The following is a 25,677-nucleotide window of genomic DNA, read 5'->3' as shown; positions in this document are numbered from 1 at the left end:
ACTCTATGCAAATAAGTAACGACGATTTAGCCCGCATCCTTGGCCGGATGGAAGCCAAACTGGATGCACAGGCCCAGTCATCCCAACGCCAGGAAATCGCACTGGCCAGCCTGGATACAAAGTTAACCCAACGCCTAGACGGCCATGAAAGCCGCTTGCGCGTCATTGAGGTGGCTAACCCGGCAAAAATTGCCGAGAGCGTTAAAGATCACGAGCAGCGCATCCGCGCCCTGGAGACCAGCAGCAACCGCGCAGGAGTCATTGCGGGCATAGGCTCTAGTGTTGGTGTCGCTGTGATTGTAGAAATCATTAAACGAAAGCTGGGGCATTAATGGCGAAATCCGCAGACGTCCGTGCCAAGGTGCGCAAGCACTATGTATTTGACCGTCTCTCACTTGAGCAGGCGGCCAAGCTGGCCAGCGTCGCGTATGCAACCGCCCGGCGCTGGAAAGAAAAAGCCCTGGAGGCTGGCGACGACTGGGACAAGCTTAAAAGCGCATCCGCTCTGGCAGGCGGCAACGTTGAGCAGTTGTCCCAGCAAATCCTAACGGAAATGCTGGTGCAATTTAACAGTGTCCTAGCCTTGATCAAGGCCGATGACAAAATGCCAGCCGTCCAGCGCGTCGAACTGCTGTCCAGCCTGATGGATAACATCCATAAGTCTATGGCCGCGATGAAGCGCTTTCTGCCGGAAACCAACGCTCTGGCGATTGGGATGCTGGTCTTGCGCGGCCTGGCGGAGTTTGTCCAAGAGCGCTACCCAGAACACGGCTCGGCTTTCGTTGAAATTCTGGAACCCTTCGCCGACGTATTACCCAAGTTACTGGCCAAGACAAAATGAACCTTGATTTTTCTATTACCAGCACTGAGTTCAAGAACCAGATTGCGGAGCTTACCGCATCCCTGAGACGCGACATTGAAGCGCACCATATTGGTCTGGACGCTTCTAAGACTGCCATCGCGGCACGCCGCAAACGCGTTTTGATGGGTGATTTTCAATTTTTTGCTTACACCTACTTTCCGCACCACATCAGGGGCGAACCATCTTTATTCCAGGGCCAATTCTGCCAACGCTATCCGCAACTATTGCGGCAGCCAGGCGGCATTAAGGAATGGTGGATTGCTCCCAGGGGTGAGGCAAAATCATCCATGCTGACTAAGATAGGGCCAGTATGGATTGCAGTCCAGGCGCTCCTGCAGAGGGAAGAAATCAGGAAAGAAATAGGCTGGAGTGATCCAGCCCCTTATTTTATTGATTATGTCATTTTGCTGGGGGCGGAGACTAAACTGCCAACCAAGCTGCTTGAGGTCGTTAAAACTGAGTTGACGGTTAATGCTGCCCTTGCCATGGATTTTCCCGAGGTGTGCGGCAAAGGCCCGACATGGAAGGTCGGCGAATTCATCACCAAGACCAATGTCAAGGTAGAGCCATTCGGTGCAGAACAAGCGATTCGCGGAACGTTTCACGGTGCCAGCCGCCCTAAGCTATTGCTGGGTGATGACTTGATCACGGATGCGGAAGCCAAAAGCCCGACCGAACGTGACAACCGTTGGAACTGGCTGAGCAAGGCAATTGATTACCTCGGCCCGCCTGATGGCAGCGTTAAATATTTGGGCGTTGGTACGATCCTGGACAAGGACGACCCAATCAGCAGAGCCAAGCGCACTATCGGTCATGTGGTGCATCACTTCCGCGCAATCGAAACTATGCCTACCAATATGGACTTATGGGCAGAGTGCGAAGAATTGATGCGAAATGCGGATGTCACTCAAGCAGAAGCGGCAGCCAAAAGTAACCAGGTCATCAACAATAACGACCGTCTATCTTACCGCTTCTACCTGGCAAATAAAGATGCCATGGATGAAGGTGCGGTCACTTCCTGGCCGACCGTCCGGCCTTTGTACTGGCTGATGCGCCAAAGAGCGACAGCACGTAAGGCGTTTAACACCGAGATGCAGGGCGACGCTCGGAGTGACGAAGACAAGACTTTTAACAAGATTCATTTCTGGGTAAAACGCCTGCAAGACTGGCTGATCTTCGGAGCCTGTGACCCATCCATGGGCGCAAGCAGGAAGTCTGACCCGTCATCTATTCTCGTTGGTGGCCTAGATCGTGAGAATAAAAGAGTGCACGTCATGGAAGCATGGATCAAGCGCCGGGTGCCATCCAAGCTGGAATCCGACCTGATCGACATGCAAAGAGAGTTTAAGTGTTTGGGTATTGCCTTTGAGAACAACAATGCTTATGAGCACTCACGTCAGACATTCATCAATGCAGGGCTGGCCAAGGGTGTTGCGCTTCCCCTGATCGGAGTCACAGCTACCGTCCCGCCAGAGATTAGGATCGACTCCTTAGAACCTTATGTAACAGATGAAATCGCGCCGACGATTCTGTTACATGCAAAGTTGACTTTGCTACTTGGCGAGCTGGATACGTGGCCAGAGCCGCAATCGAATCACCATTACGACGGTTTAACAGCCTTGCACTTGCTGCACTGGGTCGCAGTAACCAGGGGCGCTGGCATGTTTGAATTCCAGAGCGTTAAACGTCGAAACGATGAACCACAATCGTTTGCTTCCAACTGGTTGCAAGACGATGCCCCCGCTAACCAGGGGCGGGGCGGATACTAAACAGGAGCAGGAAGAATGGGAACAATCGTCGATATCAACGGCAATCCGATACAGCAGGAAATCTTGCATGAGCCACAGACGGCCCGCATAGCCACATTGCCGACCGAGTATGCAAACCATCCAAGCCGGGGTTTAACGCCTTACAGACTTGCCCAGATATTGGAGGAAGCCGAGCGCGGCAACCTGCAAGCGCAGGCTGACTTATTTTCGGATATGGAAGAAAAAGATGCACATATCTTTAGCGAGATCAGCAAACGCAAGAATGCGATCCTGACCATTCCCTGGAAGATAGAGCCAGCAGAGAACGCCACGCCAGCCGAGAAAGACGATGCTGCCTGGCTAACAGAAATTATTACCCAGGTCAGCGGTTTTAACGACTGCCTGTTAGCCATGATGGACGGTATAGGTTTCGGTTACGCCAATGTTGAAATGGAATGGGGCTTGACCGAAAAACAGTGGATACCTGACAAATTGCATCACAGGCCCGCCTCCTGGTTCCGCCTCGCGCAGTTCAACCAGGACGAGCTGCGCCTGCGCGATAGCAGCCCTCTTGGTGCGGAGCTAATCCCCATGGGGTGGATCAAGCACGTCCACCGTGCCAAGTCCGGCTACGTGGCCCGCTGTGGCCTGCACCGAGTACTAGCATGGCCATACCTGTTTAAGAACTTCGCCATCCGTGACCTGGCCGAGCTGCTGGAGATTTACGGCATTCCCATTCGCCTGGGTACGTATCCAACAGGTACAGGTGAAAAAGAGAAAGCAACGCTGCTGCGGGCCGTGACCGAGATCGGCCACGCTGCTGCCGGGATCATCCCGGAGGGAATGAAAATAGAGTTTGAGCAGGCGGCAAGAGGTACACATGATCCACATCTCGCCATGAGTGATTGGGCAGAAAGGTCTGTGAGCAAGGCTGTCCTAGGCGGAACACTAACCAGCCAGGCGGACGGCAAGTCCTCGACCAACGCACTTGGCACCGTTCACAATGAAGTACGTCACGACCTGCGGGATTCAGATGCAAAGCAAGTTGCCGCGACTATAGGCCGCGACCTGTTCTATTCACTGTTAGCGTTAAACAGACCAAACGCCAACCCACGGCGCTTGCCTCTACTGGTCTTTGATACGTCGGAGAAAGAAGACTTTACAACCTTTGCCACGGCCTTGCCCAACCTGGTGGATGTTGGCACGCCCATCCCAGTGACGTGGGTACAGAAGAAACTCGGCATCCCAGCGCCACTGAAAGATGAACCTATCCTGGTACGCGTACCAGGTACGAGCGCTGCCAACATCAAAGGTAAAGCGCAGGGCCTGAGCGCATTTGCAGCGCTGACGGCGAAAAACCAGCAAGCGCCAGCAGACAGACAAGCGGTGACACTTGAACAGGATACTGCAGACGCCTGGCAAGCTGTGGTCAGTCATATTGCATCGCTGGTCAACGAAGCGGAAAGCCTCCCAGCCTTGCAGGCTACATTGCTGAATGCATATGCCGGGCTTCCCCTGGAAGACCTGCAGGCGGTGATGGCGCAGGGCATTGCAGCGGCCCTGGCCGCAGGCATGTATGAAGTAAAGGCAGGTCGTTAACGTGGCCGACCTGGAACAACTGCCGCCATGGAACAAGCCATTCCAGGAGCAGCTTACCTTCTTCAAGAAAAAACTAAACCTACCTACTGAGCGATGGGATGACATCATGCGCCAGGCGCACGATCGCGGGTTTATGGTCGCGGGGGCGCAAAGTGCAGATTTGCTGGCTGACCTGCATGGAGCGATAAACAAGGCCATCGAACAAGGCACTGGCATCCAGGCGTTTAGAAAGGATTTTAAACAGATCGTCGCCAAACACGGCTGGACTGGCTGGACTGGGGAAGAGTCAGAAGCAAAGACAGCCTGGCGCACGAAAGTTATTTACCAGACGAACATGAGCGCCAGCTATGCAGCGGGACGCTGGCAGCAGTTAAATGACCCTGAGTTAATCAAAGCGAAGCCGTACTGGCAGTACCTGCATAGTGACAGCGTAACGTTTCCCAGGCCCTTGCATAAGTCCTGGCACGGTTTAACGCTGCCGCGTGACCATCCTTTCTGGCAAGAGCATTTCCCTCCTAACGGCTGGGGATGTCAGTGCCGCGTCATTGCAGTCACTAAGACTGTATATATGAAGGCTGTAGCAAACGGGCGCGGCCCTGCAGATGCGCCAGCGCCAGGCAATACCGTTGGTATCGATGACGGGTTTAACTATGCACCTGGTGCAAACATCGCCACCTCGTTCCGCGAGCTAGTGCAAGCCAAGCTGATTACCTATCCCCCAGCCATTAGCACGGCATTGTCCCGGCTGATGAATAAAACAGTACATGCCGAGGATGTCGTCCAGTTCGTCAAGGATGCGATAGCCAACCCTGATTTAACAGAAAACCAGTTCCTGGGCTTTGTGGAGAATCCGAGCGACATACAAAAAGCAATCGGAGACGACACAACAGGCTTCATGGTCATGCTCAAGAGTGAGTACGCCAGGCACGTTAACAAGAGCCACAGCCGTGACGGCGGCAAGCAGCGCCCGCCGACGCCGGAAGACTTCGCGCATGTGCTGAGTGTGTTAAACGACGCAGACAAGCTTTCCCCTGGAGACCCGTCTAAGCACGGATTACCCACGGTCAAGGCCAGCAAGGAAATAGATGGGGATTTGATAACGGCAGTATTTGAACTACGCCTAGGCAAGAAAAACCGGGTGTTAAACCTGTTGTCGATGTATATCAAGGTTTAGCAGGCATCTGGCTGATGTGTGTTCTCCCCAACCATTACGTCCAGGACGGTGACGCCAATGACTAAAATAATAGCACAGGAAAGCAAATGTTAGAAATCCAAAGCAATGACCAGATAGTCCAGGCGCTGCTGGCCAAGATAGTCGCGGCTACCCAAAACACCGAGCCAGCCATGCGGGCCATCGGTGAAAACCTGATGGAGGTAAGTAAACAGAGTTTTGAAAAATCCGCGTCCCCGGCTGGCATTCCCTGGGCATCCAATACCCAGACAACGATCCTTCGTTACCTGGAGCAGTTAGGCGGAAGTAATTACAACAAGGCCGGGAAACTGTCTAAAAAAGGTGGTGAGCGTGTCATGTCTAAAAAGCCGCTGATCGGCATCAGCAAAGACTTGATGCGTCAGTTTAGCTATGTGGCCACCTGGGATTCTGTTACTGTTAGCAATAGCATGGTGTACGCGGCCATGCAGCAGTTTGGCGGGACACGTTCCCAGTTTCCCAAGCTGTGGGGCGACATTCCGGCCAGGCCATTCATGCCATTAGACAGCGACGGCAAACCGGATGACATCGCCCAGCAGATCGTTGTGGAAACCATCCAGGAATACATCAACGATGTGATAAACAGCCAAAATTGATTTGCGGGCTTCAGGGGCGTTTAAATCAGGCAGGACGCACCAAACCGCATGCCATCATGCTCCTACCGCGTTAAACCAGCGTTAAATCGCCCCACAGCCGCCAACCGTCCAGCCTACCCGCCTCAAAATCCTCCAAAACGAAACACCAAGCCACTGAACCCCTTCAAATAGTCGCCAGACTGGCATGCGCCGATCATGGCGACATGGACAAGAAAACCTCACTCAAAAAACGCAACGGCACGGCCTTAGCAGCTTTGTCGATACAGATCGATGTCAAGGCAAGCAAAGAAATTCAATTGCTGCCTGCCGGACGTTTTACCGCCATCGATGGCCGTCCCGCCAATCTGGAAGGCTGCAACTGCACTGAATGGGTGCTGGATGCAGACAACGCGCAAACCTTGATCGCCGCTGCTGCTGCCCGTGGCAACCCTGCAGTAATCGATTACGAGCACCAAACCCTGTGGAAAGAAAAGAACGGCCAGCCAGCGCCCGCTGCAGGATGGTTCAAGACGCTTGAGTGGCGCGAGGGAGTCGGCCTGTTTGCCATAGACGTGGAATGGACGCCTGCAGCGGCCCTGGCCATCGAGACCAGCGAGTACAGGTTTATCAGTCCGGTAATTAATTTTGATGCAAATACGGGTCGCATTACCAAGCTGACGATGGCAGCGCTGACCAATTATGCAGGTATAGACGGGATGCAACAGGCCAGGCTGGCTGCTCTGTCATCCCATTTTTTTGATGATGAAGAAGAGGAGCAACCAATGAATGAACTGTTAGCAGCACTGCTGAAAGTCCTGGGCCTGGACGACAAGGCAAACGAAGCCACGGCCCTGTCAGCACTGAATGCCTTTGTGATCAAGGCGAAGGAGCAACAAGACAGCGTAACGGCGCTGTCTGCACAACTGGCATCTGCAGGGACGACTACACCTGACCCGGCTAAATTTGTACCTATCGAAGCGGTGAATGCCTTGCAGACACAACTGTCTGCGTTAGCAAACCAGGTCAACGGCAGTGCCGTGGACAAGGTCGTTGAAGCTGCCCTGGCCGCAGGAAAACTGCTGCCAGCCCTGGAAAAGTGGGCGCGTGACCTGGGCGCAAAGGACATGGCTGCCTTGAATGCCTTTATCGCGACGACACCACAGATCGCCGCCCTGGCAGGTACGCAAACATCTGGTACGAAGGTCGAAATTGACGGTGTGGCCCTTTCAGCAGAAGAACTGGACGCCGCCCGTTTGCTGGGACAGACGCCAGAAGCCTATGCCGCTGGCAAGAAGAAGTACGCCAAGTAAAGCCCAGCAGATCAACTACGGTTAAAACAACCACTTAACATCATCAGGAGAGTTTCATGGCAATAATTACGCCCCCACTGCTGAAAGCTTTGTTTACAGGCTTTCTGAACACATTTCAAGGCGCACTTCAGACCACGCCATCCCAGTACGAGAAGATTGCCACGGTTGTGCCAAGTACGTCGGCCAGTAATACCTACGGCTGGTTGGGCCAGTTCCCAGATTTGCAAGAATGGATTGGTGAACGTCAACTCAAGGACATGGCAGCGTATGGCTACGCTATCACCAATAAGCTGTATGAAGGCTCGGTGTCAGTAAAGCGCACTGATATCGAAGACGATAATGTAGGTGTATACACGCCTCTGTTCCAGGAAATGGGACTGAGTGCCGCTCGTTATCCCGACAAGCATTCTTTCGGCATTCTCAAGGTCGGGCAGTCCACATTGTGCTTTGATGGGCAAAACTTCTTTGACACCGATCACCCTGTGTACCCTAATACGGACGGCACAGGCCCGCCACAGAACGTTTCCAACCTGCTCACGCCTGCCTCTGGTGCTGTGGCCCCTTGGTATCTGCTCGACACGTCCAGGGCGGTAAAGCCAATCATCTTCCAGAAGCGATCATCGCCGGAGTTGACAGCAATGCAGGCGAATGAAGATGAAAGCGTATTCATGAAGGACATCTACCGTTACGGTGTCCGTGCGCGCTCCAACGTCGGTTTCGGCTTCTGGCAAATGGCGGTGTGCAGCACCAAGCCACTGACAAAGGCCAGCTTTGAAGAAGCATACGACTTGATGCGCGGCTTTAAAGGCGACGGCGGCAACCCTCTGAACATCACGCCAACACTCCTGGTTTGCCCAACCGTTCACCGTTCTGCCGCCAACGAAGTCATCAAAGTGGCGCGCATGGCCAACGGTGCGGACAACCCGAATTACAACTTGGTTGAAGTACTGGACTCTGCCTGGGTGAACGCATAACCCACTAGCCAGGTGTTGCCCCTCCCCCAGTTGTGGGGGAGGTTTAGGCCAGGATCAACAATTACGTACAGGAGCAACCATGAGCAAGAAACAAGACAAAGCTGGTGATGATGCTGGAAAACAGCCTGACCAGTCAACGTTACAAGGGCAGCAGGAGTTGCAGACTCAGCCAAGCCAGGACAAGAAGTCAGACCCATCTGACCAGGGCCAGTCCGCAGGGGAAGAAGGCAAGCTGCTTGAACAGACCGCAGCGCAAGGCCAGCAAGACCAGGCCGTACAGGACGGCGCAACAGTGACCGAGCAGCCCCCTGTAAACGACAAAATCGAGTCACTCGTCCAGGCGCTTATGCAAGTTACTGCAGAAGACATAAACGCAAATGCTCTGGACGTACGCCGAATCGTCAATATTCGCACAGTCAATGTGCCTAACAATCGCCGCTACAGGGGCGGCATCTGCTTTACCGATCAGGGGCGACCAGTCGACCTGGACGAACTGACCGAAGAGCAATTTACGGCCATCGCGAGCGACCCTTACCTGCGGAGAGAGTGATGTACTGCAGTGTCCAGGACTTGATTGATGCCTTTGGGGAAAAAGAGCTTGTCTCTCTGAGTAACCGCGACGTACCGGGATCAGTGGTAAATGTGGACGTGGTCAACAAGGCTATCAGTCAGGCCCAGGCAGAAATCGATGTGTACCTGGAGGGACGCTATCCGCTGCCTCTGGCATCGACGCCCATCATTCTGCAGCAGATCAGTCAAGACCTGACACGCTATTTCCTGCACACCAGGATTGACGATGACCACCCAGTATCGAAGCGCTACCACCAGAGGATCAGGCTGCTGTCAGAGATATCCAAGGGCAAGTGTTCACTTGGCCTGGATGTCGAAAACAAGGTGGCGCAGACAGCCGATACCGTCCAAATTGCACCAGGCCGCAGTGTGTTTGGCGGGAGGGACTGGTAATGGCAATTGAAGATTACCTGTTCATAGAGCAGCCACTGATTGCCAGGATCAAGGAAAAAATGCCTGGCTTACAAGGGGTCTATGCCTGCGCCAACCTGGCCGACCTAGCGACACAGCAGCAGATAACACCTGCAGCGCATGTCATCTATGTGGGTGACGAGACTGGCACGACATCCAGAGACCAGGGCAACCTGGGCAAGGTGCAAGTAGTTACCCAGCTCTGGGCAGTGATTCTGGCTGTCTATGACGCCGACCCAATTAACACAGGTGAAGGTGCCAGGCGATTAGCTGGGCCATTGATTGCATCGCTGCTAAGGGCTGTCAGCGGTTGGAAGCCAGACGACACCGTTAAGCCGCTGGTGCGTGGCAGGCCGGTTCCACCACATTACGCAAATGGGTATGGTTACTACCCTTTTGTTTTTAAAGCAGAGTTTGTTTTTAATTCCTAACGGAGGATTTATGAGTAATCAAAACGTCGTGGTTCGTCTGAAAAAGCCGCACACACATGCAGGCGTTAAATATGAAGCAGGTGCAGAAATCACAGTGTCGCCCATGGATGCTGAATGGCTGACTGCAGTCGCCGTGGGTGAGCTGGTCAACCCGGAAAAGGAACCAGACGGCAAGAGCAACAAAGACGCCAAGAAGTAAAACGATTTGACCACAATACAAAGGAGTCCATAACATGACTTACCAACCACAATACTATCTGGGCCAGGGTAAAACATTCTTTGGCTTGCGTGACGCCAACGGCAATCCAAAGTCATTGCGCTGGCTCGGCGACGTTGACGAAGCAAAAATCACTTTTAAAACAACCAAGGTCGAACGTAAAGAGTCCTGGTCTGGCGAGCGTGGCAAATCCATGAGCCTGGTGCTTGATAAGGAAGCCAATCTGGATTTGACACTGATGGACTTCAGCCCGGAAAACGTCAGCCAGGTGATCTTCGGTAAGAACAGCCTGATTGCGAACGGGACAGTAACAGGCGAGGTTTTGCCAAGCGGTTTGCTCAGCGGTGACCGAATAGCGCTGAAATACCCTCAAGCGTCAGCCGTGACAATCACCGATTCTTCTGCTACACCCGTGACACTGAATTCAAGCAAGTATGATGTGGAAGCAGTCTATGGCGCGATAACAATCAAGGATGCCACAGGCTTAACCGAGCCGCTTAAAGTAGCCTATACACATGGCGGAGTGAACTCAATATCGATATTCAGCAAGATTCCTGATGATGTTTACTTCCGCTATGAAGGCATTAATCTGGCACAAGGCGGCGCACCCATCATAGTAGAGCTGTACAGGTTGAAAACGGAACCTTTGAAAGAACTGGCTCTGATCACTGAGAAGCAAGGCGATATGAAAATCAGCGCTGAAGTCCTGATTGACAGCACCAAGCCTGCCGATGGTGAAATGGGCCGATTCGGACGAATACTCCAGGTATCGACCGCTTAAAAAAAGCCGTCACTAGACGGCATGCATCCCACTGAAGCCCATCAACTGATGGGCTTTTTGTTTGCTCTCTACACTGGTTGCACTTACCCAAACAACCAGGAGCGAACATGTCAACAGCAGAAAACACACCACCACAAGATGACCTGAGCAAGATCATTCCTACCGTTAAAACAATCATCATTGCGGGTGAATCATTGCCGATTCAGCCGTTTAAAGTTGGTCGCCTTCCTTTGGTCTTAACCGCCGTCCAGCCAATTGCTTACGTGTTGATGGGAAATGCTCAAGGCTCAAAGCTTGACATGCTCAATCTGGTTATTGCGCACACTGACGACAGCTTAAACCTGCTATCTGTCCTGGCAAACAAGCCGCGTGACTGGGTCGATGGGCTGGACATTGACGACGCCGTGACTTTGCTAACAGCTTTGCTGGAGGTCAATATCGATTTTTTTATCCAGCGCGTTCTGCCACGCCTGTTGCAAACAATCGGAACGCTCAGTACAGCGGTAAAAGACAACGCTCAGGCTCTGACAGCCATTGGGCAGACAGCATCCAATCCCTCATCGCAGCAGGCCACAGCCTAAAAGACATCCTGGAATACACCTGGCCGCAGTTCAAGGCATTCGTCAGCAGCGTAGCCCGGTTCAAGAACCAGCGGGATAGTGAGCTGTTCCACTTGATGCTGGTCGCGACCAGGGGTGACGAGGATAGCGTTAAAGCAGTGGTAAAGCATTTTGGAGAGCTGAAGTAATGTCAACAGTCCTGGAACTGAAAATTAAAACCCTGGTCGAGGGACTGAATGGAGTCACGGCCTTAGCCAAGGAAATCACCGGGTTGGGCGAGTCTGCCAAGACGGCGGGTGCAAATGCGTCTGCAGGAAAACAAGGTTTTACTGAACTCAGCAGCCAGGCCGAAGCGTACAAGGCCATAGGCGTCCGCTCTTTTGCTGAAATACGCGCAGAAATCGCCAAGGTCACCCAGGCACACCAGCAACTGACCAGCACTGGACAGCTATCCGGCAAAGAACTGCAATCGGTCACCAATGCCACCAGGACAAAGCTGGCCGAGCTAAATCAAGAACTGAAAGGCGTATCAGACAAATCCAATGATGCTGCCGGAGGCGGTGGCGCGTTAAATAAAGCGCTGGGAGTGATGAACCCAGCAGCATCCGCAGTCAGTTCTGCCGTTGGTGTATTGAAGGACAACGTGGGATCACTGATCAGCGCATTTGTTGCGCTGGCCGTGGCCTATGGACTCAAAGAGTCTGCCGATTATGCGGCCCGAACAGAGACCCTGGGCATCACCATGAACGTCGTGGCGAAGAATGCCGGGTATGGTGCGCAAGAGATAGGCAAGTATGAGAAAGAGGTCAAGGGCCTGGGTATCACGACCCAGGGAACCCGCGAAGCCATTACTCAAATGATCCAGGCGGGTCTGGAGATCGGCCCCAAAGCAGAAGGCCAAGTGTCCCAGGTAGCGAAGCTGGCCAGGGCCGCGCAAGACCTGGCCGTGGTCACAGGTGAAAACTCGTCAGCTACCCTGACGAGGCTCATAACGAACATCTCGCAACTGGATACCGTGGGCCTGCGCTACATGGGTTTAACGGTCAACGTCGAGGCCGCAGAGCGTCAGTTTGCGATATCCATTGGCAAGACCGTCGAGCAGTTGACCCAGAAGCAAAAAGCCCAGGCGGTGATGGATGAATCACTGAAGCAGGCAGAAAAGCTGCAAGGCTCCTATGAAGCGTCCATGGACACGGTCGGCAAGAAAGTCCAGTCATTGAAGCGATACCAGGAAGAGCTGGCCAACGACATTGGTAGCAAGCTGCTGCCTGCCTATGGCGCACTGGTGGACGCTGCAACCCGGTTTTTGAAGGATGCCGACAGGATAGCCCAGGGAATTGACAAATCAGGTGCTGCATCACGCTTGCTGGCCGAGGGCGTGTCTTCATTCGGTAATGCCATGGGTGGCGCGTTAAACACAGTGCTGGGCATGGTCGGTGAAATCTACCCATCCATTGCGGCCCTGGGAAAAGGCTTCATGGAGCTGCTCGGCTTCGTGATCAAGGTCGGTACAGAAATTTTAACGCTGGGACACTACACGGACTCTGCAGGAACCAAGGTTACAGTCCTGGGCCAAATCCTTAAATTTCTGATTGGCACTATTGCCCTGGTGCTCGCTGGTCTCAAGGACGGCCTTGACCTGGTCACGGCTACGATATTTGGTATGGGTGGCGCAGCCCTGGACATCATCGGCAAAATCATCTCTGGCTTTGGCAAGCTTGTAGGATACGTGAACAAGGACTGGGGCAAGGCTATCCAGGGCGTGGGCGACAGTCTGCAGGCTACTGGAAAGGACATGATCGGCTTCGCGGATCAAACTGTTAGCCAGTTTGCCCGTGGTGAAAGTGCCGTAGGCAAATACCGCCAGTCTCTAAGGGACGCGGCCATATACCAGCAGAAACTTGCCGAGGTGACGGACTTCAGCAAAGCAGAGGCGGAAGTGTTGCGCCTGGCTGAAGCCGTGCGTCAGAACGGAACGAACACAAAGGAATTCACCGCGCAGGCCGAGGCGATGAATGGCAAGCTGAGAGACATGCAGGCGGCTGGCCAGCTTAGTGCAGCACAGCTTGATGAACTGCAAAAGCGCCTGCAGCGTCTGTCCGCCGATGACCTAAGCAATTTCTCAAAAGCTGTTAATGAGGCTGGCCTAAAAGTAGTCGAGCTGGCGGGGAAAGATCGCCTTGCACCGTTAAACAAAGAATTCGATACAGCGAAAGCTCTGGTGGCGGAGTTGGGCAGCAACACCAAAGCGACATCAGCAACCCTGCTTGACGCATTCTCTAAAGGTGTTGATGCATCAAAGACGCTGGCAGAACTCAATCAAGTTGGGGCATCGCTGGGTGATGTTAAAAGAGCGGCTGGGGACATCAAGCCCGCGCTTGCAGAGGTTGGCATCAAATTTGATGAACTGTTTGAGAAGGCGTTAAAAACGGCAAAGACCGACAAGGACTTTGCCGACCTACGTGCAGAAGTAGAACGCCTTGCGAAAGCAGGGACAATATCCGGCGAGGCTTTGGCTAGGGCCTTAAAGGATATTGAAGAGAAGAGCAAGGGTGCAGAAGCTGCTATGGCAAGGCTTGCGCAGCAAGCTGCGGATATGTCGCGCTCAAACGCTGACCTTGCAAAGGCACACCTAGACCTGGTGAAAGCGCAGGCTGACGTCGGTCGCGCAAATCTTGACGTCTTGTTAAAGCAAAACGAATATAGGAAATCCGGGTCTGAATTGGCTAAGGAAGAACTAAACTTAGCCAAGATAAACAAGCAATTAGCGATCGAAAAGGCCGCAGAAGCTAAATTGGCTTACCAGGTAGCGGTCGATTCCCAAAAACTTTTGATTAGCTTGCAACAGAAGATAAATGCAGAAAAAGAAGTAGAGTTGCATTTGGGTAAAGAAGACGTAGATGTTTACAAGGACAAAGCAAAAGGAGCTGCAGACGCTGCACGCCAAGCCGAAGAGGCTGTGAATTGGTCACGCTCTGAACTGTCTGGTCAGCAAGCTATTGTCAGTCAAGTAGAAGAAAAAAAGGTAAAGCAAGAACTGGTTAGAGACACAGTTAAAGAGACTAATGTTGCCTATGAGTTGAATCGTGGCGCAATTGAACAGATCAACAGTACGACTGGAAACGTCGCACAAAGTCAGACCCTGGTTACAGAAAAGGTCAACGCCACAAAGACTGCAGTAGGTTCCCTGAAGGGTGAGATTGAGAAGGCCGATGGTGCGGTTGGCGGGTTGATTACAAAATTCGACAAAGCTGCCGATGCGGCTGGGAAAGTCAAGATTCCAGGTGGTGGCAATATTAGCGCCCCACCAAAGAATGGTGAAAATACGCCAAATCGCCCCTCAGGAGATTTACCGAACGTTAGGGGTGAACAGTATTCATCTAAGCCACCAGCGACCAAGGAGCGATATACAGGACTTGATCCAGTTGGCAAAAACGATGTAACCACGCCTGACGGTGAGCATCTGCGCTACACCAGCAAGGGTCACTATGAAAATGAACAAGGCGTTATCGTCGATAAATCCGGCAAGGCATCCAGTACTGCTTCGGATGGCTTCGGTGCTGCTGCAATGGATAACGACATTGCCGACATGCTGTTTGACGCTGAACACGGTAAGAAGATTGAACCGACAGCCGAGAACAAGCAGCGCGCCCAAACAGCCTGGAAAGCTGCCAAAGCAAACAAGGAAATGTACGACGCAAACTCTACGGCATTTTCTTCTGGGGGCGCTGACAGCATTTTGCGCAGTTATAACCGCGCCAAGACGCTGGCCGAGTCCATGGGCATCAACACCAGTGAAGCGGGCAGCGCCGGGATAAATGACGGCAGCGGTGGAATGGGCGGTTTTGCCACGCCTGGAGGCCCCAGTGGCGGTTTCCGCCGACGTGTAGATGGTTCTCATAAAGGTGGGCTGGATCGCGTCCCTAAAGACGGTTACGTGGCCGAGCTTCATGAGGATGAAAAAGTCTTGACCGCACCAGAGGCTGCGAACTACCGCAATGCGCCGACAGTCGCCGACCTATCGCGCCAGTTGCTGAGCCAGATCAGTTTTCCCAGGATGACAGATGATCCTGCCATCAAGGAGCTGGTCAAGCAGTCTGCCAGGCCAGCCACTACCCAAAAACCAGAGAAGACTATCCAGGTCAATTTAACGGGTGGCGGGAAGACTGTCCAGGTGACGACGAACGCTAATAATGAACGCAATTTATTAGACATGCTCAAGCAGGCGCAAAGGACAGCATCATGATGCTACGCAATTTAACGCTAGGCGAAGACCAGGAGCTGTCACACGACCTCCTATGGGTGGATGAGCACGAATGGACACCAGTTGTGTCGTCTGTGGAATACAGCCTGACTGGGGCGCTCCTGGTTGAAAACGCGACACGCCAGGCTGGCCGACCTATCAGCCTGCAGCCGCCAGAAAACAGCATGGCCTGGCATACCAGGGCCGTGGCTGACAAATTGCGCACCTGGTCAACGGTGCCAGGCCAGCAGTTTCGTCTGACCTTAGACGATGGCCGAGGCTTTAACGTTGTGTTTCGCCACCATGAACCGCCAGCCCTGGAAGCTGAGCCGGTGCGCCAGATGGCGACCTATGACGCAGATGATTATTGGTTAGTGAAACTTAAGTTTATGGAGATTTAACGATGCCTATACTAGCGGGCGATGTCGCCCTGCAGACTTCCAAAGTGATGGACGATGTACCCGAGGGCGGCGGTGGCCCGACTGCCACGCTTATCATCGACGGTACAAGCAACAGCATTTTTCCAGACATATCCGAATTGGATAGAGCTGGTGGCCGCGTGAATCTGCGCAAATTGTTTGCCTCAGTTCTGACGAACAGCGTGGACACCTACTTTGGTGCAAATGTGATCGTGGCCGAACCACCGTCAGACCCCAAGGTGTCGATCACCCTGTTTTCTACTGGCCAGGTGTTTGATACCAGGGCATCTGCTAAAGGTAGGATTGAATCGTATTTGTCCCTGGGCGCGAGATATCCCGGCAATCTGTTTGGCGATCACATCGCTGGCCAGCGCATCGTCACGCTCCTGCAACGTGAAAGTATCCCAGCGCCTGCAGTCGGTGACACTCTGGTTATGCGCAAGAATGACGGCTTGCCCACGCAGCTTGAGCAATACATCAAGATAATTGCCGCGTCTTCCCGTGTCCGCACCTTCACAGATACGAATGGGGACTTTACACGCCTCGAAGTATCTTTAACGCTCAGTGACGCACTGACAGCCGACTTTGCGGGCATGGACGCCACACGCACGGAGGCAGCGGCCAGCGACTACATCGGTAGAACGCGCATGTTTTCCACCATAGTGGCAGACGCGGCCCGTTACTATGGCGTTGTGCCTCTTACCCAGGTTGCAGCACTGGGTGACCTGGTCGTCAAAGGCTCCAGCATATTCAATCAGCTTGTACCCAGCACAAAAGTGGAAGTACCAATCGCTGATGCACGTATGAGCCAGCGGTCATTGCCTCTGCTCAAAGCTGGGGAAGCATTCACGAACACGGTCAACGCTGCACTGAACAAAACGCAGTCCATGTACATAGGCGGCAAGATACTGCCTGGCTCTTTCAGTCTGGCTGTCGGTAGCGTATCGGTGACAGACAAAGGCGGCGTATTGTTCAACGCTGACACGGCAGTAGGCGCTATCGATTATGAAAACGGCGTGGTGTCTGTATCGACAAACATTTTCGGGACAGGTGTTAATTCCACGACTTACACTTACACGCCTGCAGACACACCTACATCCGTGACTTCCTCCGTGGGTGTCCCTGTCACCGCCCAGGGCCAGCGCGCAAACTGGGTGTTTTCGATTGCCTCCATTCCAGCGCGTGGCACCCTGCAAGTCAGTTACAGGGCGTTGTCTCGCTGGTATGTACTTTCAGATGATGGCTCAGGCGCTATCCGTGGATCAGAAAGCGTCATAGGCGCTGGGACGGTGAATTTTACTACAGGGACAGTTTCCGTGACTCTGGGGACATTGCCGGACGTAGGTAGCCAGATCATCCTGCAGTGGGTCGATACGTCCACCTCGCGCCCTATGACCCTGATTCCTGGTCAGCCTGGTGACCAGGCCAAGGCGTTTGGCAAGGTTGTCACGATCAACGATGCAATCAAGCCAGGCTCCCTGATGTTGACCTGGCACGATGGCACAGCCCGCACAGCCACGGATAACAATGGCGCTCTGACTGGAGATGCGACCGGGACAGTGAACTACGCTACAGGCAGAGTTTTGTTTTGCCCTAAGACACTGCCAACAAAGAATGCGGGCGTGGTCATGTCTACCACGAATGCTGCAGCAGTCATCGGCGCTGTTGCATTGTTCACTGATAGCGGTGTCAACTGGGCATTTTCAGTTATCGGCCCAGTGCGCCCCAGAACGTTCCTGATGTCCGTATATACGAATTACAGCGGCTTCACATGGTATATGTCCACCATCTTTAAACAGGAGCTTGTGCAAGTCGTGGATGACGGCGCTGGCCATCTGCAGATTGCGAATTACGACAGCAATTTAACGGTAGGGACTATCAACTACACCACAGGCGAATGCACACTGGTTAAATCCATTGGCGGAGTCAAGAAAGAAGAAAACAACTATCAAAGCACTAGCCTGCTCCCAGATGGTTCTATTCAAACTGGCCAGGTCATCAGCAAGAGCATGTATACGCGCACGTTGAACTTTCAAAACGGAGCAACCACACCACCTGGAGAAATAACCGTGTCTTGGGCTTGGTGGGTGGGCCTGCAGCACAACGCTGCCGAACTGATGTATGTCGGTTCAGATGGCACTGGCCAGACCTACAATTTCACGCTGGACAGCTTGTTTATGCCCAGCACTCCTGCGCCTTCTGCTTTCACCCTGAGTGGTAAGCGGCATTTCGTTACCACGGATAATCGCCTGGTCAAGGATGTATCCGTAACGACAGGTACAGGCACGCTCTGTGGTTCCATTGGCGCGGTGTCAAGCATGAACGGTGTTGTATTGACCGACTGGGCCGCAGGAAGCAACAACACGCCAAGCAATATCGCTGGCATTGATTCTGAAGGCACAACCGCGCTTACGGATGCGATTACATTTAGGACAGCCGTTGCGCCATTGTTTAACGGTGGTTTCTCTTTGGATGGCACAAAGCAAAACGGCGACAATTTCTCAGTGACGCCAGATATCAATGGCATCATCAATAATCCTGCATCCGGCGTTTTTGGAACGGTTGATTTTAACAACGGCATTTGCTCGCTGCGCTTTGGCACGGCGGTAGACGACACACACGCCAATGATCCAGGCGTTATGAACTTGTCTTACCTGGGCATCGCTGGCGTTAAGTACGTCAAGACTGGCGCAGTTAAAACTGACTCATTGCGCTATAACGCAGTGGGCTATTCCTACCTACCATTAGACCAGAACATCCTGGGCCTTGATCCAGTGCGCCTGCCGACAGACGGTAAAGTGCCTATCTTCCGCCAGGGTAGTTTTGTGGTGGTCGGCCACACGGCTACAGTTAGTCCCGGTGCAGTTGTGAACGGCCAGACGATCAACTGTGCCAGGGTTCGCCTGTCCCGCATACGCGTCATTGATGGCAATGGCCAGGTGATCAGCACAGGCTACACGCAAGACCTGGAAGCCGGGACAGTGACGTTTGTGGACGTGTCCAGCTACGTGGTGCCTGTGACCGTTGAGCATCGTATCGAAGATATGGCCATGGTGACAGACGCCCAGATCAATGGGCAGTTGACCTTGTCCAGGGCATTGACCCATAACTTCCCGATGGGTTCGTATGTGTCCAGCGCCATGATCATTGGTGATACCCATGCCCGCGTCTCTGTGCTGTTTGATCAGACAACATTCAATAACACCTGGCAGGACACGGTCAACGGCGCAGATGCGCAAGGCACATATAACGACACGCTTGCGCCTATCGTGGTGACGAACAAAGGTGCATTGACCGAGCGCTGGGCAATCAGGTTCACCAACACAACGACCTTTGACATCATCGGCGAGCATGTGGGCGTGATCGGCACAGGGACAACCACTGCGGACAGCTCGCCAATCAACCCAGCAACAAGCGTGCCTTATTTCACGTTGAAGGCCATCGGCTGGGGATCGGGCTGGGCCGTGGGCAACGTGCTGCGGTTTAACACTGTCGGGGCAACTAACCCAGTGTGGGTGGCCAGGACAATCCTGCAGGGGCCACCATCATCGATCAACGACAAATTCACGCTGTTAGTGCGTGGTGATATTGACCAACCTTAAGAGAGTTAAACATGACTGACACGACAGTAAAATATTTTCATTCAGAGATGGCAGGTGCGCCCACGCTGACTGGTACACCTGGTAGCCAGATCGCCGTACTGGATGCTTGCTTGATTAACGGCTTTGGCCTTGTATCAGTGACTTCTGCAGTAGTGGCCGGAAACGTGGCCACCTTAAACGTCGGCGCTGGCCACAGTTTCACGGTCGGCACAGTGGCACTAGTGGCGGGTGTAACGTCGCCTGCAGAACTCAATGGCGAGGCCAAGGTTACAGCCATTACTGCCAATTCCATTTCGTTTGCAACCGCTGGCATTTCTAACCAGACTGCCACAGGCACGATCACGGCCAAGCTGGCTGGCGCCGGATGGTTAAAGGCTTTCAACGCCACCAACACCGCCGCGTACAAATCTGCAGATGGCGCATCCAGTGGATGTTATTGCCGCGTAGATGACACAAACGCGACCATGACCCGCGTAGTCGGTTATGAGTCCATGTCCGACATCAACACGGGGACAGGACAGTTTCCGACTAATAACCAATTAGCTGGCGGTTACTTTTGGCAAAAAAGCGTTTTTGCAGACAGCACACAGGTTAAGTGGCTGGTCTTCGCCGATGCCAGAGCATTCTACCTGGTGCGTTACCCTGCTATGTCCTCTTACCCTGGAGTGGCAGAGATCACGTACTTTGGCGATATTGTGCCTACAAAGAGCGGCGACGCTTATGCTTGCGGTATCACTGGCAATGCATATAGCCACCCTGGTCAGTTCCAAGCAACTGCCGCGCAACTTATGTATTCAGCCGTAGCTGCTGCAGAATTTTACTGCGCCAGGTCTTATTCGGGACTGGGAGGTGCCGTACAGATGGGCCGCACTTTCCCGCTGATGTACTCGGATACTAACGTGTATTCAGGTGCGATTCCCAGTGCGACGTCCTTTCCTAACCCAGCAGACGGCGGCGTGTATGCGGTTAATTTTAATTTGGTTGAATTTGGCAGCAAAGCGTATCGGGGAGTCTTGCCGGGAGCGCTGGCCATTCCGCAATCAAACGCATACACCATCCTGGCGAACAAGGATTTAATCGTAGGCCAGGGTGACCTGGCTGGCCGATCATTGCGTGCTGTGACTTCAACCGGATACCTCAATGCAGCGATGTTCTTTGATGTAACCGGGCCTTGGAGATAGTAATGGCCGATCAGTATTTTTATAACACTCCGGTTTTACTACCGTTTAACGGTGCAAATAACAGCACGTCAATTGAGAATGCAGGAGCAAAATCATTTGCGCCTGTGATTCATGGCAGCGCGAAACTAAGCACTGAGCAAAGTGTGTATGGTGGTTCAAGCATGAAGCTGAACGGGGATTCAGATTTTCTGACGTTCCCGGACATCAGCCTGGGTAGCGGCGACTGGACAATAGAATGCTGGGTATATCTGCGCAGCGCGCCCAGCACTTATGCCGCCCTCATGGTCAGGACAGGAAGTGGTGGTCTATATGTGTACGGAACATATCCCATTTTTTACCCATACATTACCAGCACCACTACCGCATTGAGCCTTAACACTTGGCACCACGTTTGCGCTGTACGCTCGTCAAATCAATTGTCTTTATACGTCGATGGCGTCGCTTTGCCGAATACTGCAACGTATCCTGGCGAAACGATTATTAACACGATTGGGGCTGATGGATCAGGGGTGCAGGGTTCTCAGTGTTATATCGATGACTTAAGAATGACCGCAGGTGTCGCCAGGTACGTTGGGAACTTCACGCCGCCCGGAGAATTTGACGCGACCAAGCCAGATATCTTGGCAACTGGCGTGCATGTCGTCAAAAGAGTGGTTTCAGTGGGTATTCCTTCGACCAATTTTAAACACCCACACCTGGCAACGCCGAGCCGGAAAGAGGCTGATCTACTCTATGGCGGCAACGGGAGAATTTCTGGCGTGACGAAGAAGAAAGGCCCGCCAGACGTTGCGGTGTCGACCCGCGTCAGATTATTCAAAGACCGTGATGGCATGATGATACGCGAGACCTGGAGTGACCCAGTGACAGGGGCATATGTATTCGACCATATTTCTATGGACGTTAAATACACCGTGTTGACCTATGACCACACGCACAATTTCCGCGCAGTCGTGGCAGACAATTTAACGCCGGAGCTGATGCCATGATCTTGAGCATATCGCCACAACACCTGGAAGCCAGACAAGCAGGCTCCTTGACTCATTTGGACGCTGGCTCAGGTCATGCCAGGGTACGCATTTATAACGGCGTACAGCCTGCTTTTGGTGGCCCTGAGACGCAAATGCTGGTAGAGGTCGCACTGACCAAGCCCGCTGGCATTGTTGCGGGTGGTGTCCTTAGTCTGACGGTCAGCACTTTTGGGCTGATAGCTGTTACTGGCCAGGCTACCTGGGCGCGTGTTGTGAATGGTAATGGTGAAATCGCATTTGATTGCGACGTGACCGACGCGGCAGGCAATGGTGTGATCCAGCTTGAGAGTACGCAACTGTATGCAGGCGGCAAAGCGTTTTTGACAGCCTTGAATCTGGGATAAGCCTTGACTGAGTCTAGCCTGCTTCTGTTTTCTGATGCGCCGTCTGGCAACCCGTCGCTGATGGTGTTCGGCGGCGAAGCTGCGCCATACGTGCCAGTTGACCTGGTGTTTTCAGAAAGCCCTGGAGAGAACCCTGCAGACCTGGTGTTTGGTGGCGTGGATATTTCCTTGCCAACCGTGCCAGACCTGCATGGAACGCTGGCAGGCACGTTCCCGGCGATGGTTTGCCATGGCGCAGTCGTCTATCTATCTGACACGGCCAGACCAGTGGTGGGCAGAATCAGCAACGCGTGGCAAAAGGCCGAGCAAACAGAATCAAGCGTTAAAACCATCTACCAAGTGATGCTGGCCAGCCATGCAAAGAGCCAGGATAACTGGCAGGTAGCCAGGCCATTGTTTGCGCGTGGCCAGGTCAAACTGGCGCATAGCTTGATAAGGAACCGCACCAGTACGACGGCCAGCCATGAAGAAGCAATACATGTTGAGATCGGCAGGCTGACCAGCTTCGCATCGATGTCGCCAGTGGCAAGGACGACGACCAGGACAAGCTGGCAAGAAGCACGGCCTGTGAAGACTGAAAGGCAATCCGCATTCCAGTCTATGCAACCTGTTGCCAGGGCCAGCCGTTTATCGGGCTGGGGCGATGCAAGGCGCAACCTGGTGCAGGCGCGGGACGGTTTCCAGGACGCTGACGCATTGCAGGTGACAGGTAGGTCAGGTTTTCAGAAGGCCAGGAAGCCGCCGCCAGGCAAAGCGGCGGAGATACTGCCACCCGTTAAACCGCCTTGCTATGTGCCGCCACCTGGCAATGCCGTTGATTTGCTGTTTGCTTCAGCCTGGTCGAATTCTACAAGCCTGGTGTTTTCTTGTGAGCGCACTGCGCCGCCAGTGAATACCATCGTCTTACCCGTTAAAAGGACTTACATCATGCTTAACGACGTACAGTTAAGACGTGTCGAAGGCAATTACATCCTGCCCGCCACGACCCTGCAAATGCAGATTGATATGGATAGCTGGACATGGTCGTTTTCGACATCGATGCCAGCATCTGCACTGGCGCTGGTCGAGCCTGGCCACGCTGGCGATAAGGTAATCCTGGAGGCATCAGTCAACGGGCAAAAGTTTTCTTTGCTGGCCGAGGATATCCAGCGCGAAAACGTGTTTGGCAAATCCACCATATCCATCAGTGGCCGTGGCCTGTCAGCCATGCTTGCAGACCCGTACAGCCCTATCCTGACGTTTAAGAACGACATCGAGCGCACAGCACAGCAATTGATGAATGACGCCCTGATGATTAACGGTGTGCCTATTGGCTGGTCTGTAGATTGGAGTATCGATGATTGGCTAGTCCCTGCAGGCGTCTGGAGTCATCAAGGCAGCTACATGTCTGCATTGACGACTATCGCCAATGCGGCAGGCGCATTCATCCAGCCTGACCCTACGGCTCTGACTTTGCGGATTATGCCGCGTTACCCGGTGAAACCCTGGGAATGGGCCAGTACTACGCCTGACATTGAATTGCCATCTGCAGCAGTCACAAGGGAGTCAATAAGCTGGACGGACAAGCCAGACTATAACGCCGTGTATGTGAGCGGCGCGACGGCGGGCGGCATCCTCGGTTACGTTAAACGGGCTGGTTCGGCTGGTGACAAGCTGGCCCCTATGATCACAGATGCCCTGATTACTGATAGCGCACCCGCCAGGCAGCGCGGCATTTCTATCCTGGCTGAGACAGGACGCAATGCAAGCTATTCGTTGAGTCTGCCTGTATTGCAAGAGTCGGGAATTATCATGCCGGGCAAAATGACACGTTATGTGGACAGCGCCGAGGTGATGGGCATCGTCAAAGGTGTTTCAATCAGCGCTGAACAGTCAAAGCTTCGCCAGACTATCGAGGTGCAAACGCATGGCTAATATTTATAAGATTTTCAAAGACCTGATACCAGCGCCGCCACTACTCGTAGGTAAGGTGATCGCAGTCCGGCCAGGTCACAACATCATAGAACTACCAGGAGGCGCGCAAGTAACGGCCAGAGGCCCGGCAACATTGAATACGAAGGTGTTTTTTAAGGATGGTGTGATAGAGGGGGAAGCCCCAGATTTAACGGTAGTGAATATCGACGTTTAGAACAGAGCGACCTGACCAGTGCGCGAACACTGATCAAGTCATCTGATTGCAGCATGCACTGCGCTCAAACCACGGCCCTGCCACCTGTACAGGTGGGGCGAATGTTAGCACGGAGCGTTAAATGCAGGAAATACGATGTGGAAAGTGTAGTAAAAAACTAGGGGCTGGTGAATACACCAGGCTCAGTATCAAGTGTCCCAGATGTAAAGCATTAAATGAATTGAGCGCCACGAGCGCCATACCTGAACGCCCAGGAGCGTCACCAGGAGCAACAGAGAATGACGAATCCAATCATCCCTTGGCTGGGTGGCAAACGTAGGTTGGCGGATAAATTGATCCCGCTTTTTCCGAAACATGAGTGTTATGTCGAGGTGTTTTGTGGTGGCGCTGCCCTGTATTTCTTGCGCCCTGTGCCAGCGCCAACAGAGGTTATCAATGATATCAATGGCGAGCTGGTGAACCTTTACAGGGTCGTCCAGCATCACATGGAAGAGTTTGTAAGGCAGTTTAAGTGGGCGATTAGTAGCCGCCAGATATTCAAATGGCAGAAGGCAGCTATCCCGGAAACGTTAACGGATATCCAGCGTGCTGCCAGGTTTTACTACCTGCAGCAGCACGCATTTGGCGGTAAGGTGACTGGCCAGAACTTTGGCACGGCCACGACAGGATCACCGATTAACCTGTGCCGCATCGAGGAGGCCCTGAGCGCAGCCCATTTGCGCCTGGCTGGCACGTATGTGGAAAACCTGTCCTGGTTGGACTGCATGAAGCGATATGACCGGGCGCATACGTTTTTCTACTGCGACCCGCCATATTGGGAAACAGAGGGTTACGGCGTTGAATTTGGCTATGAAAACTATGTGCAAATGGCTGAGTTTATGAAGACGTGCAAGGGAAAGGTCATGGTCAGCATCAATGATCACCCAGATATTAGGGAGGCGTTTAACGGGTTGCACATGATGGGTCTGGATATTAAGTACAGCGTATCAAACACCCATGGCCAGCCGGAAACCAGCAAGGAACTGGTGATAATGAACTGGCAAGAGGAGCTACTTGGACAGTTGTTTTAATATTTTGTTGGTTATACGCGAATTCAGGTACTTGTACCTTGCCAAAAAAAAATTTGGACTTAGTATTTATCAAGCGTTAAATTCAAAAGGGAGGGCGCATGCGTGAATTAGTAAGATTTGCAGTTACATCCATATTTTTTTTCAATTTCCTACTTGTCTATTTGTTTGCTACTTTGTCAATCGCTAACGGTTATAGTGCATCAGTTGTGTACATTTCTAGCGCTTGCGTGATTGTTTGTAGTTGTTTAGTCCTGTCTGTCGCGTATTTGCAGCCAGAGTATCTACCATTAGCAGCATGGGGGTTTGGGTTACTTTGGTGGACGGCAGTATGCCGGGTAATTGAGAGTCCAGAGCCATCTAGCGTGGCCGCCTTGGTTTTCGAGGACAATGCATTGATGCGGCTTGCAATAGAAT

General features: G+C 53.0%; 24 protein-coding genes. 23 read left to right on the top strand and 1 reads right to left on the bottom strand.

Annotation, left to right across the window (positions count from 1 at the left end):
* The first annotated feature begins 5 nt into the window (after positions 1-5).
* From ACO0LD_RS03190 to ACO0LD_RS03125, 14 genes are all read left to right on the top strand, one after another.
* Positions 6-332 carry a hypothetical protein gene (locus ACO0LD_RS03190; RefSeq protein WP_423003633.1) on the top strand — a complete coding sequence of 109 codons (327 nt, stop codon included), beginning with the start codon at positions 6-8 and terminating at the stop codon, positions 330-332.
* On the top strand, positions 332-841 hold the full coding sequence (locus tag ACO0LD_RS03185) for a DUF1804 family protein (RefSeq protein ID WP_423003631.1): 510 nt from the start codon (positions 332-334) through the stop codon (positions 839-841). Before ACO0LD_RS03190 ends, ACO0LD_RS03185 begins: the two co-directional genes overlap by 1 nt.
* The gene (locus ACO0LD_RS03180) at positions 838-2,631 is read left to right on the top strand and encodes a hypothetical protein (RefSeq protein ID WP_423003629.1); all 1,794 of its coding nucleotides are present in this window, start codon (positions 838-840) and stop codon (positions 2,629-2,631) included. The genes ACO0LD_RS03185 and ACO0LD_RS03180 overlap by 4 nt, the downstream gene beginning before the upstream one ends.
* Before the next feature lie 63 nt (positions 2,632-2,694).
* The gene (locus ACO0LD_RS03175; RefSeq protein WP_423003627.1) at positions 2,695-4,209 is read left to right on the top strand and encodes a DUF935 domain-containing protein; all 1,515 of its coding nucleotides are present in this window, start codon (positions 2,695-2,697) and stop codon (positions 4,207-4,209) included.
* Between the two features lies 1 nt (position 4,210).
* Positions 4,211-5,383, top strand: coding sequence for a phage minor head protein (locus ACO0LD_RS03170; protein ID WP_423003625.1), 1,173 nt, complete (start codon positions 4,211-4,213; stop codon positions 5,381-5,383).
* A gap of 86 nt (positions 5,384-5,469) precedes the next feature.
* Positions 5,470-6,015 carry a phage virion morphogenesis protein gene (locus ACO0LD_RS03165; protein WP_423003623.1) on the top strand — a complete coding sequence of 182 codons (546 nt, stop codon included), beginning with the start codon at positions 5,470-5,472 and terminating at the stop codon, positions 6,013-6,015.
* Between the two features lie 203 nt (positions 6,016-6,218).
* Positions 6,219-7,304 (top strand): phage protease, encoded by a 1,086-nt coding sequence (locus ACO0LD_RS03160; RefSeq protein WP_423003621.1) that lies wholly within the window; start codon positions 6,219-6,221, stop codon positions 7,302-7,304.
* Between the two features lie 56 nt (positions 7,305-7,360).
* Positions 7,361-8,278 carry a Mu-like prophage major head subunit gpT family protein gene (locus ACO0LD_RS03155; protein WP_423003620.1) on the top strand — a complete coding sequence of 306 codons (918 nt, stop codon included), beginning with the start codon at positions 7,361-7,363 and terminating at the stop codon, positions 8,276-8,278.
* A 79-nt stretch (positions 8,279-8,357) separates the two neighbouring features.
* Positions 8,358-8,828 (top strand): hypothetical protein, encoded by a 471-nt coding sequence (locus ACO0LD_RS03150; protein WP_423003619.1) that lies wholly within the window; start codon positions 8,358-8,360, stop codon positions 8,826-8,828.
* The gene (locus ACO0LD_RS03145) at positions 8,828-9,241 is read left to right on the top strand and encodes a gp436 family protein (RefSeq protein ID WP_423003617.1); all 414 of its coding nucleotides are present in this window, start codon (positions 8,828-8,830) and stop codon (positions 9,239-9,241) included. The genes ACO0LD_RS03150 and ACO0LD_RS03145 overlap by 1 nt, the downstream gene beginning before the upstream one ends.
* Positions 9,241-9,690 carry a phage tail terminator protein gene (locus ACO0LD_RS03140; RefSeq protein ID WP_423003615.1) on the top strand — a complete coding sequence of 150 codons (450 nt, stop codon included), beginning with the start codon at positions 9,241-9,243 and terminating at the stop codon, positions 9,688-9,690. Before ACO0LD_RS03145 ends, ACO0LD_RS03140 begins: the two co-directional genes overlap by 1 nt.
* A 10-nt stretch (positions 9,691-9,700) precedes the next feature.
* The gene (locus ACO0LD_RS03135) at positions 9,701-9,889 is read left to right on the top strand and encodes a DUF7210 family protein (protein WP_423003613.1); all 189 of its coding nucleotides are present in this window, start codon (positions 9,701-9,703) and stop codon (positions 9,887-9,889) included.
* A gap of 34 nt (positions 9,890-9,923) precedes the next feature.
* The gene (locus tag ACO0LD_RS03130; RefSeq protein WP_423003611.1) at positions 9,924-10,688 is read left to right on the top strand and encodes a hypothetical protein; all 765 of its coding nucleotides are present in this window, start codon (positions 9,924-9,926) and stop codon (positions 10,686-10,688) included.
* A gap of 107 nt (positions 10,689-10,795) precedes the next feature.
* Positions 10,796-11,269 carry a hypothetical protein gene (locus ACO0LD_RS03125; RefSeq protein ID WP_423003609.1) on the top strand — a complete coding sequence of 158 codons (474 nt, stop codon included), beginning with the start codon at positions 10,796-10,798 and terminating at the stop codon, positions 11,267-11,269.
* Here the strand turns inward: ACO0LD_RS03125 and ACO0LD_RS03120 are convergent.
* A complete protein-coding gene (locus tag ACO0LD_RS03120) occupies positions 11,266-11,418 on the bottom strand; it encodes a hypothetical protein (protein WP_423003607.1) in 153 nt (50 codons plus the stop codon). The genes ACO0LD_RS03125 and ACO0LD_RS03120 overlap by 4 nt on opposite strands.
* 17 nt (positions 11,419-11,435) lie before the next feature.
* Between ACO0LD_RS03120 and ACO0LD_RS03115 the strand changes: the two genes are divergently transcribed.
* The 9 genes from ACO0LD_RS03115 (at position 11,436) to ACO0LD_RS03075 (ending at position 25,263) form a co-directional block, all read left to right on the top strand.
* Positions 11,436-15,494 carry a hypothetical protein gene (locus tag ACO0LD_RS03115; RefSeq protein WP_423003605.1) on the top strand — a complete coding sequence of 1,353 codons (4,059 nt, stop codon included), beginning with the start codon at positions 11,436-11,438 and terminating at the stop codon, positions 15,492-15,494.
* The gene (locus ACO0LD_RS03110) at positions 15,491-15,892 is read left to right on the top strand and encodes a hypothetical protein (protein ID WP_423003603.1); all 402 of its coding nucleotides are present in this window, start codon (positions 15,491-15,493) and stop codon (positions 15,890-15,892) included. Before ACO0LD_RS03115 ends, ACO0LD_RS03110 begins: the two co-directional genes overlap by 4 nt.
* Positions 15,893-15,894: 2 nt before the next feature.
* Positions 15,895-19,512: a hypothetical protein gene (locus ACO0LD_RS03105; RefSeq protein ID WP_423003601.1), complete on the top strand. Its 3,618-nt coding sequence runs from the start codon at positions 15,895-15,897 to the stop codon at positions 19,510-19,512.
* An 11-nt stretch (positions 19,513-19,523) separates the two neighbouring features.
* Positions 19,524-20,693 carry a hypothetical protein gene (locus tag ACO0LD_RS03100; RefSeq protein WP_423003599.1) on the top strand — a complete coding sequence of 390 codons (1,170 nt, stop codon included), beginning with the start codon at positions 19,524-19,526 and terminating at the stop codon, positions 20,691-20,693.
* Between the two features lie 2 nt (positions 20,694-20,695).
* On the top strand, positions 20,696-21,679 hold the full coding sequence (locus tag ACO0LD_RS03095) for a LamG domain-containing protein (protein ID WP_423003597.1): 984 nt from the start codon (positions 20,696-20,698) through the stop codon (positions 21,677-21,679).
* Entirely contained in the window at positions 21,676-22,065 is a 390-nt protein-coding gene (locus ACO0LD_RS03090) for a hypothetical protein (RefSeq protein WP_423003595.1), read from the top strand. Before ACO0LD_RS03095 ends, ACO0LD_RS03090 begins: the two co-directional genes overlap by 4 nt.
* A 3-nt stretch (positions 22,066-22,068) precedes the next feature.
* On the top strand, positions 22,069-23,979 hold the full coding sequence (locus tag ACO0LD_RS03085; protein ID WP_423003593.1) for a hypothetical protein: 1,911 nt from the start codon (positions 22,069-22,071) through the stop codon (positions 23,977-23,979).
* A 335-nt stretch (positions 23,980-24,314) separates the two neighbouring features.
* Complete coding sequence (locus ACO0LD_RS03080) at positions 24,315-24,512, top strand: Com family DNA-binding transcriptional regulator (protein WP_422973485.1); 198 nt, start codon at positions 24,315-24,317, stop codon at positions 24,510-24,512.
* Positions 24,472-25,263 (top strand): DNA adenine methylase, encoded by a 792-nt coding sequence (locus ACO0LD_RS03075; RefSeq protein ID WP_423003591.1) that lies wholly within the window; start codon positions 24,472-24,474, stop codon positions 25,261-25,263. The genes ACO0LD_RS03080 and ACO0LD_RS03075 overlap by 41 nt, the downstream gene beginning before the upstream one ends.
* Positions 25,264-25,677 lie beyond the last annotated feature (414 nt).

Source organism: Undibacterium sp. Ji83W, assembly GCF_049340385.1.
Taxonomy (GTDB): Bacteria; Pseudomonadota; Gammaproteobacteria; order Burkholderiales; family Burkholderiaceae_D; genus Undibacterium.
The sequence above is the reverse complement of the archived record's forward strand: the minus strand, read 5'-3'. Positions and strand labels throughout refer to the sequence as shown.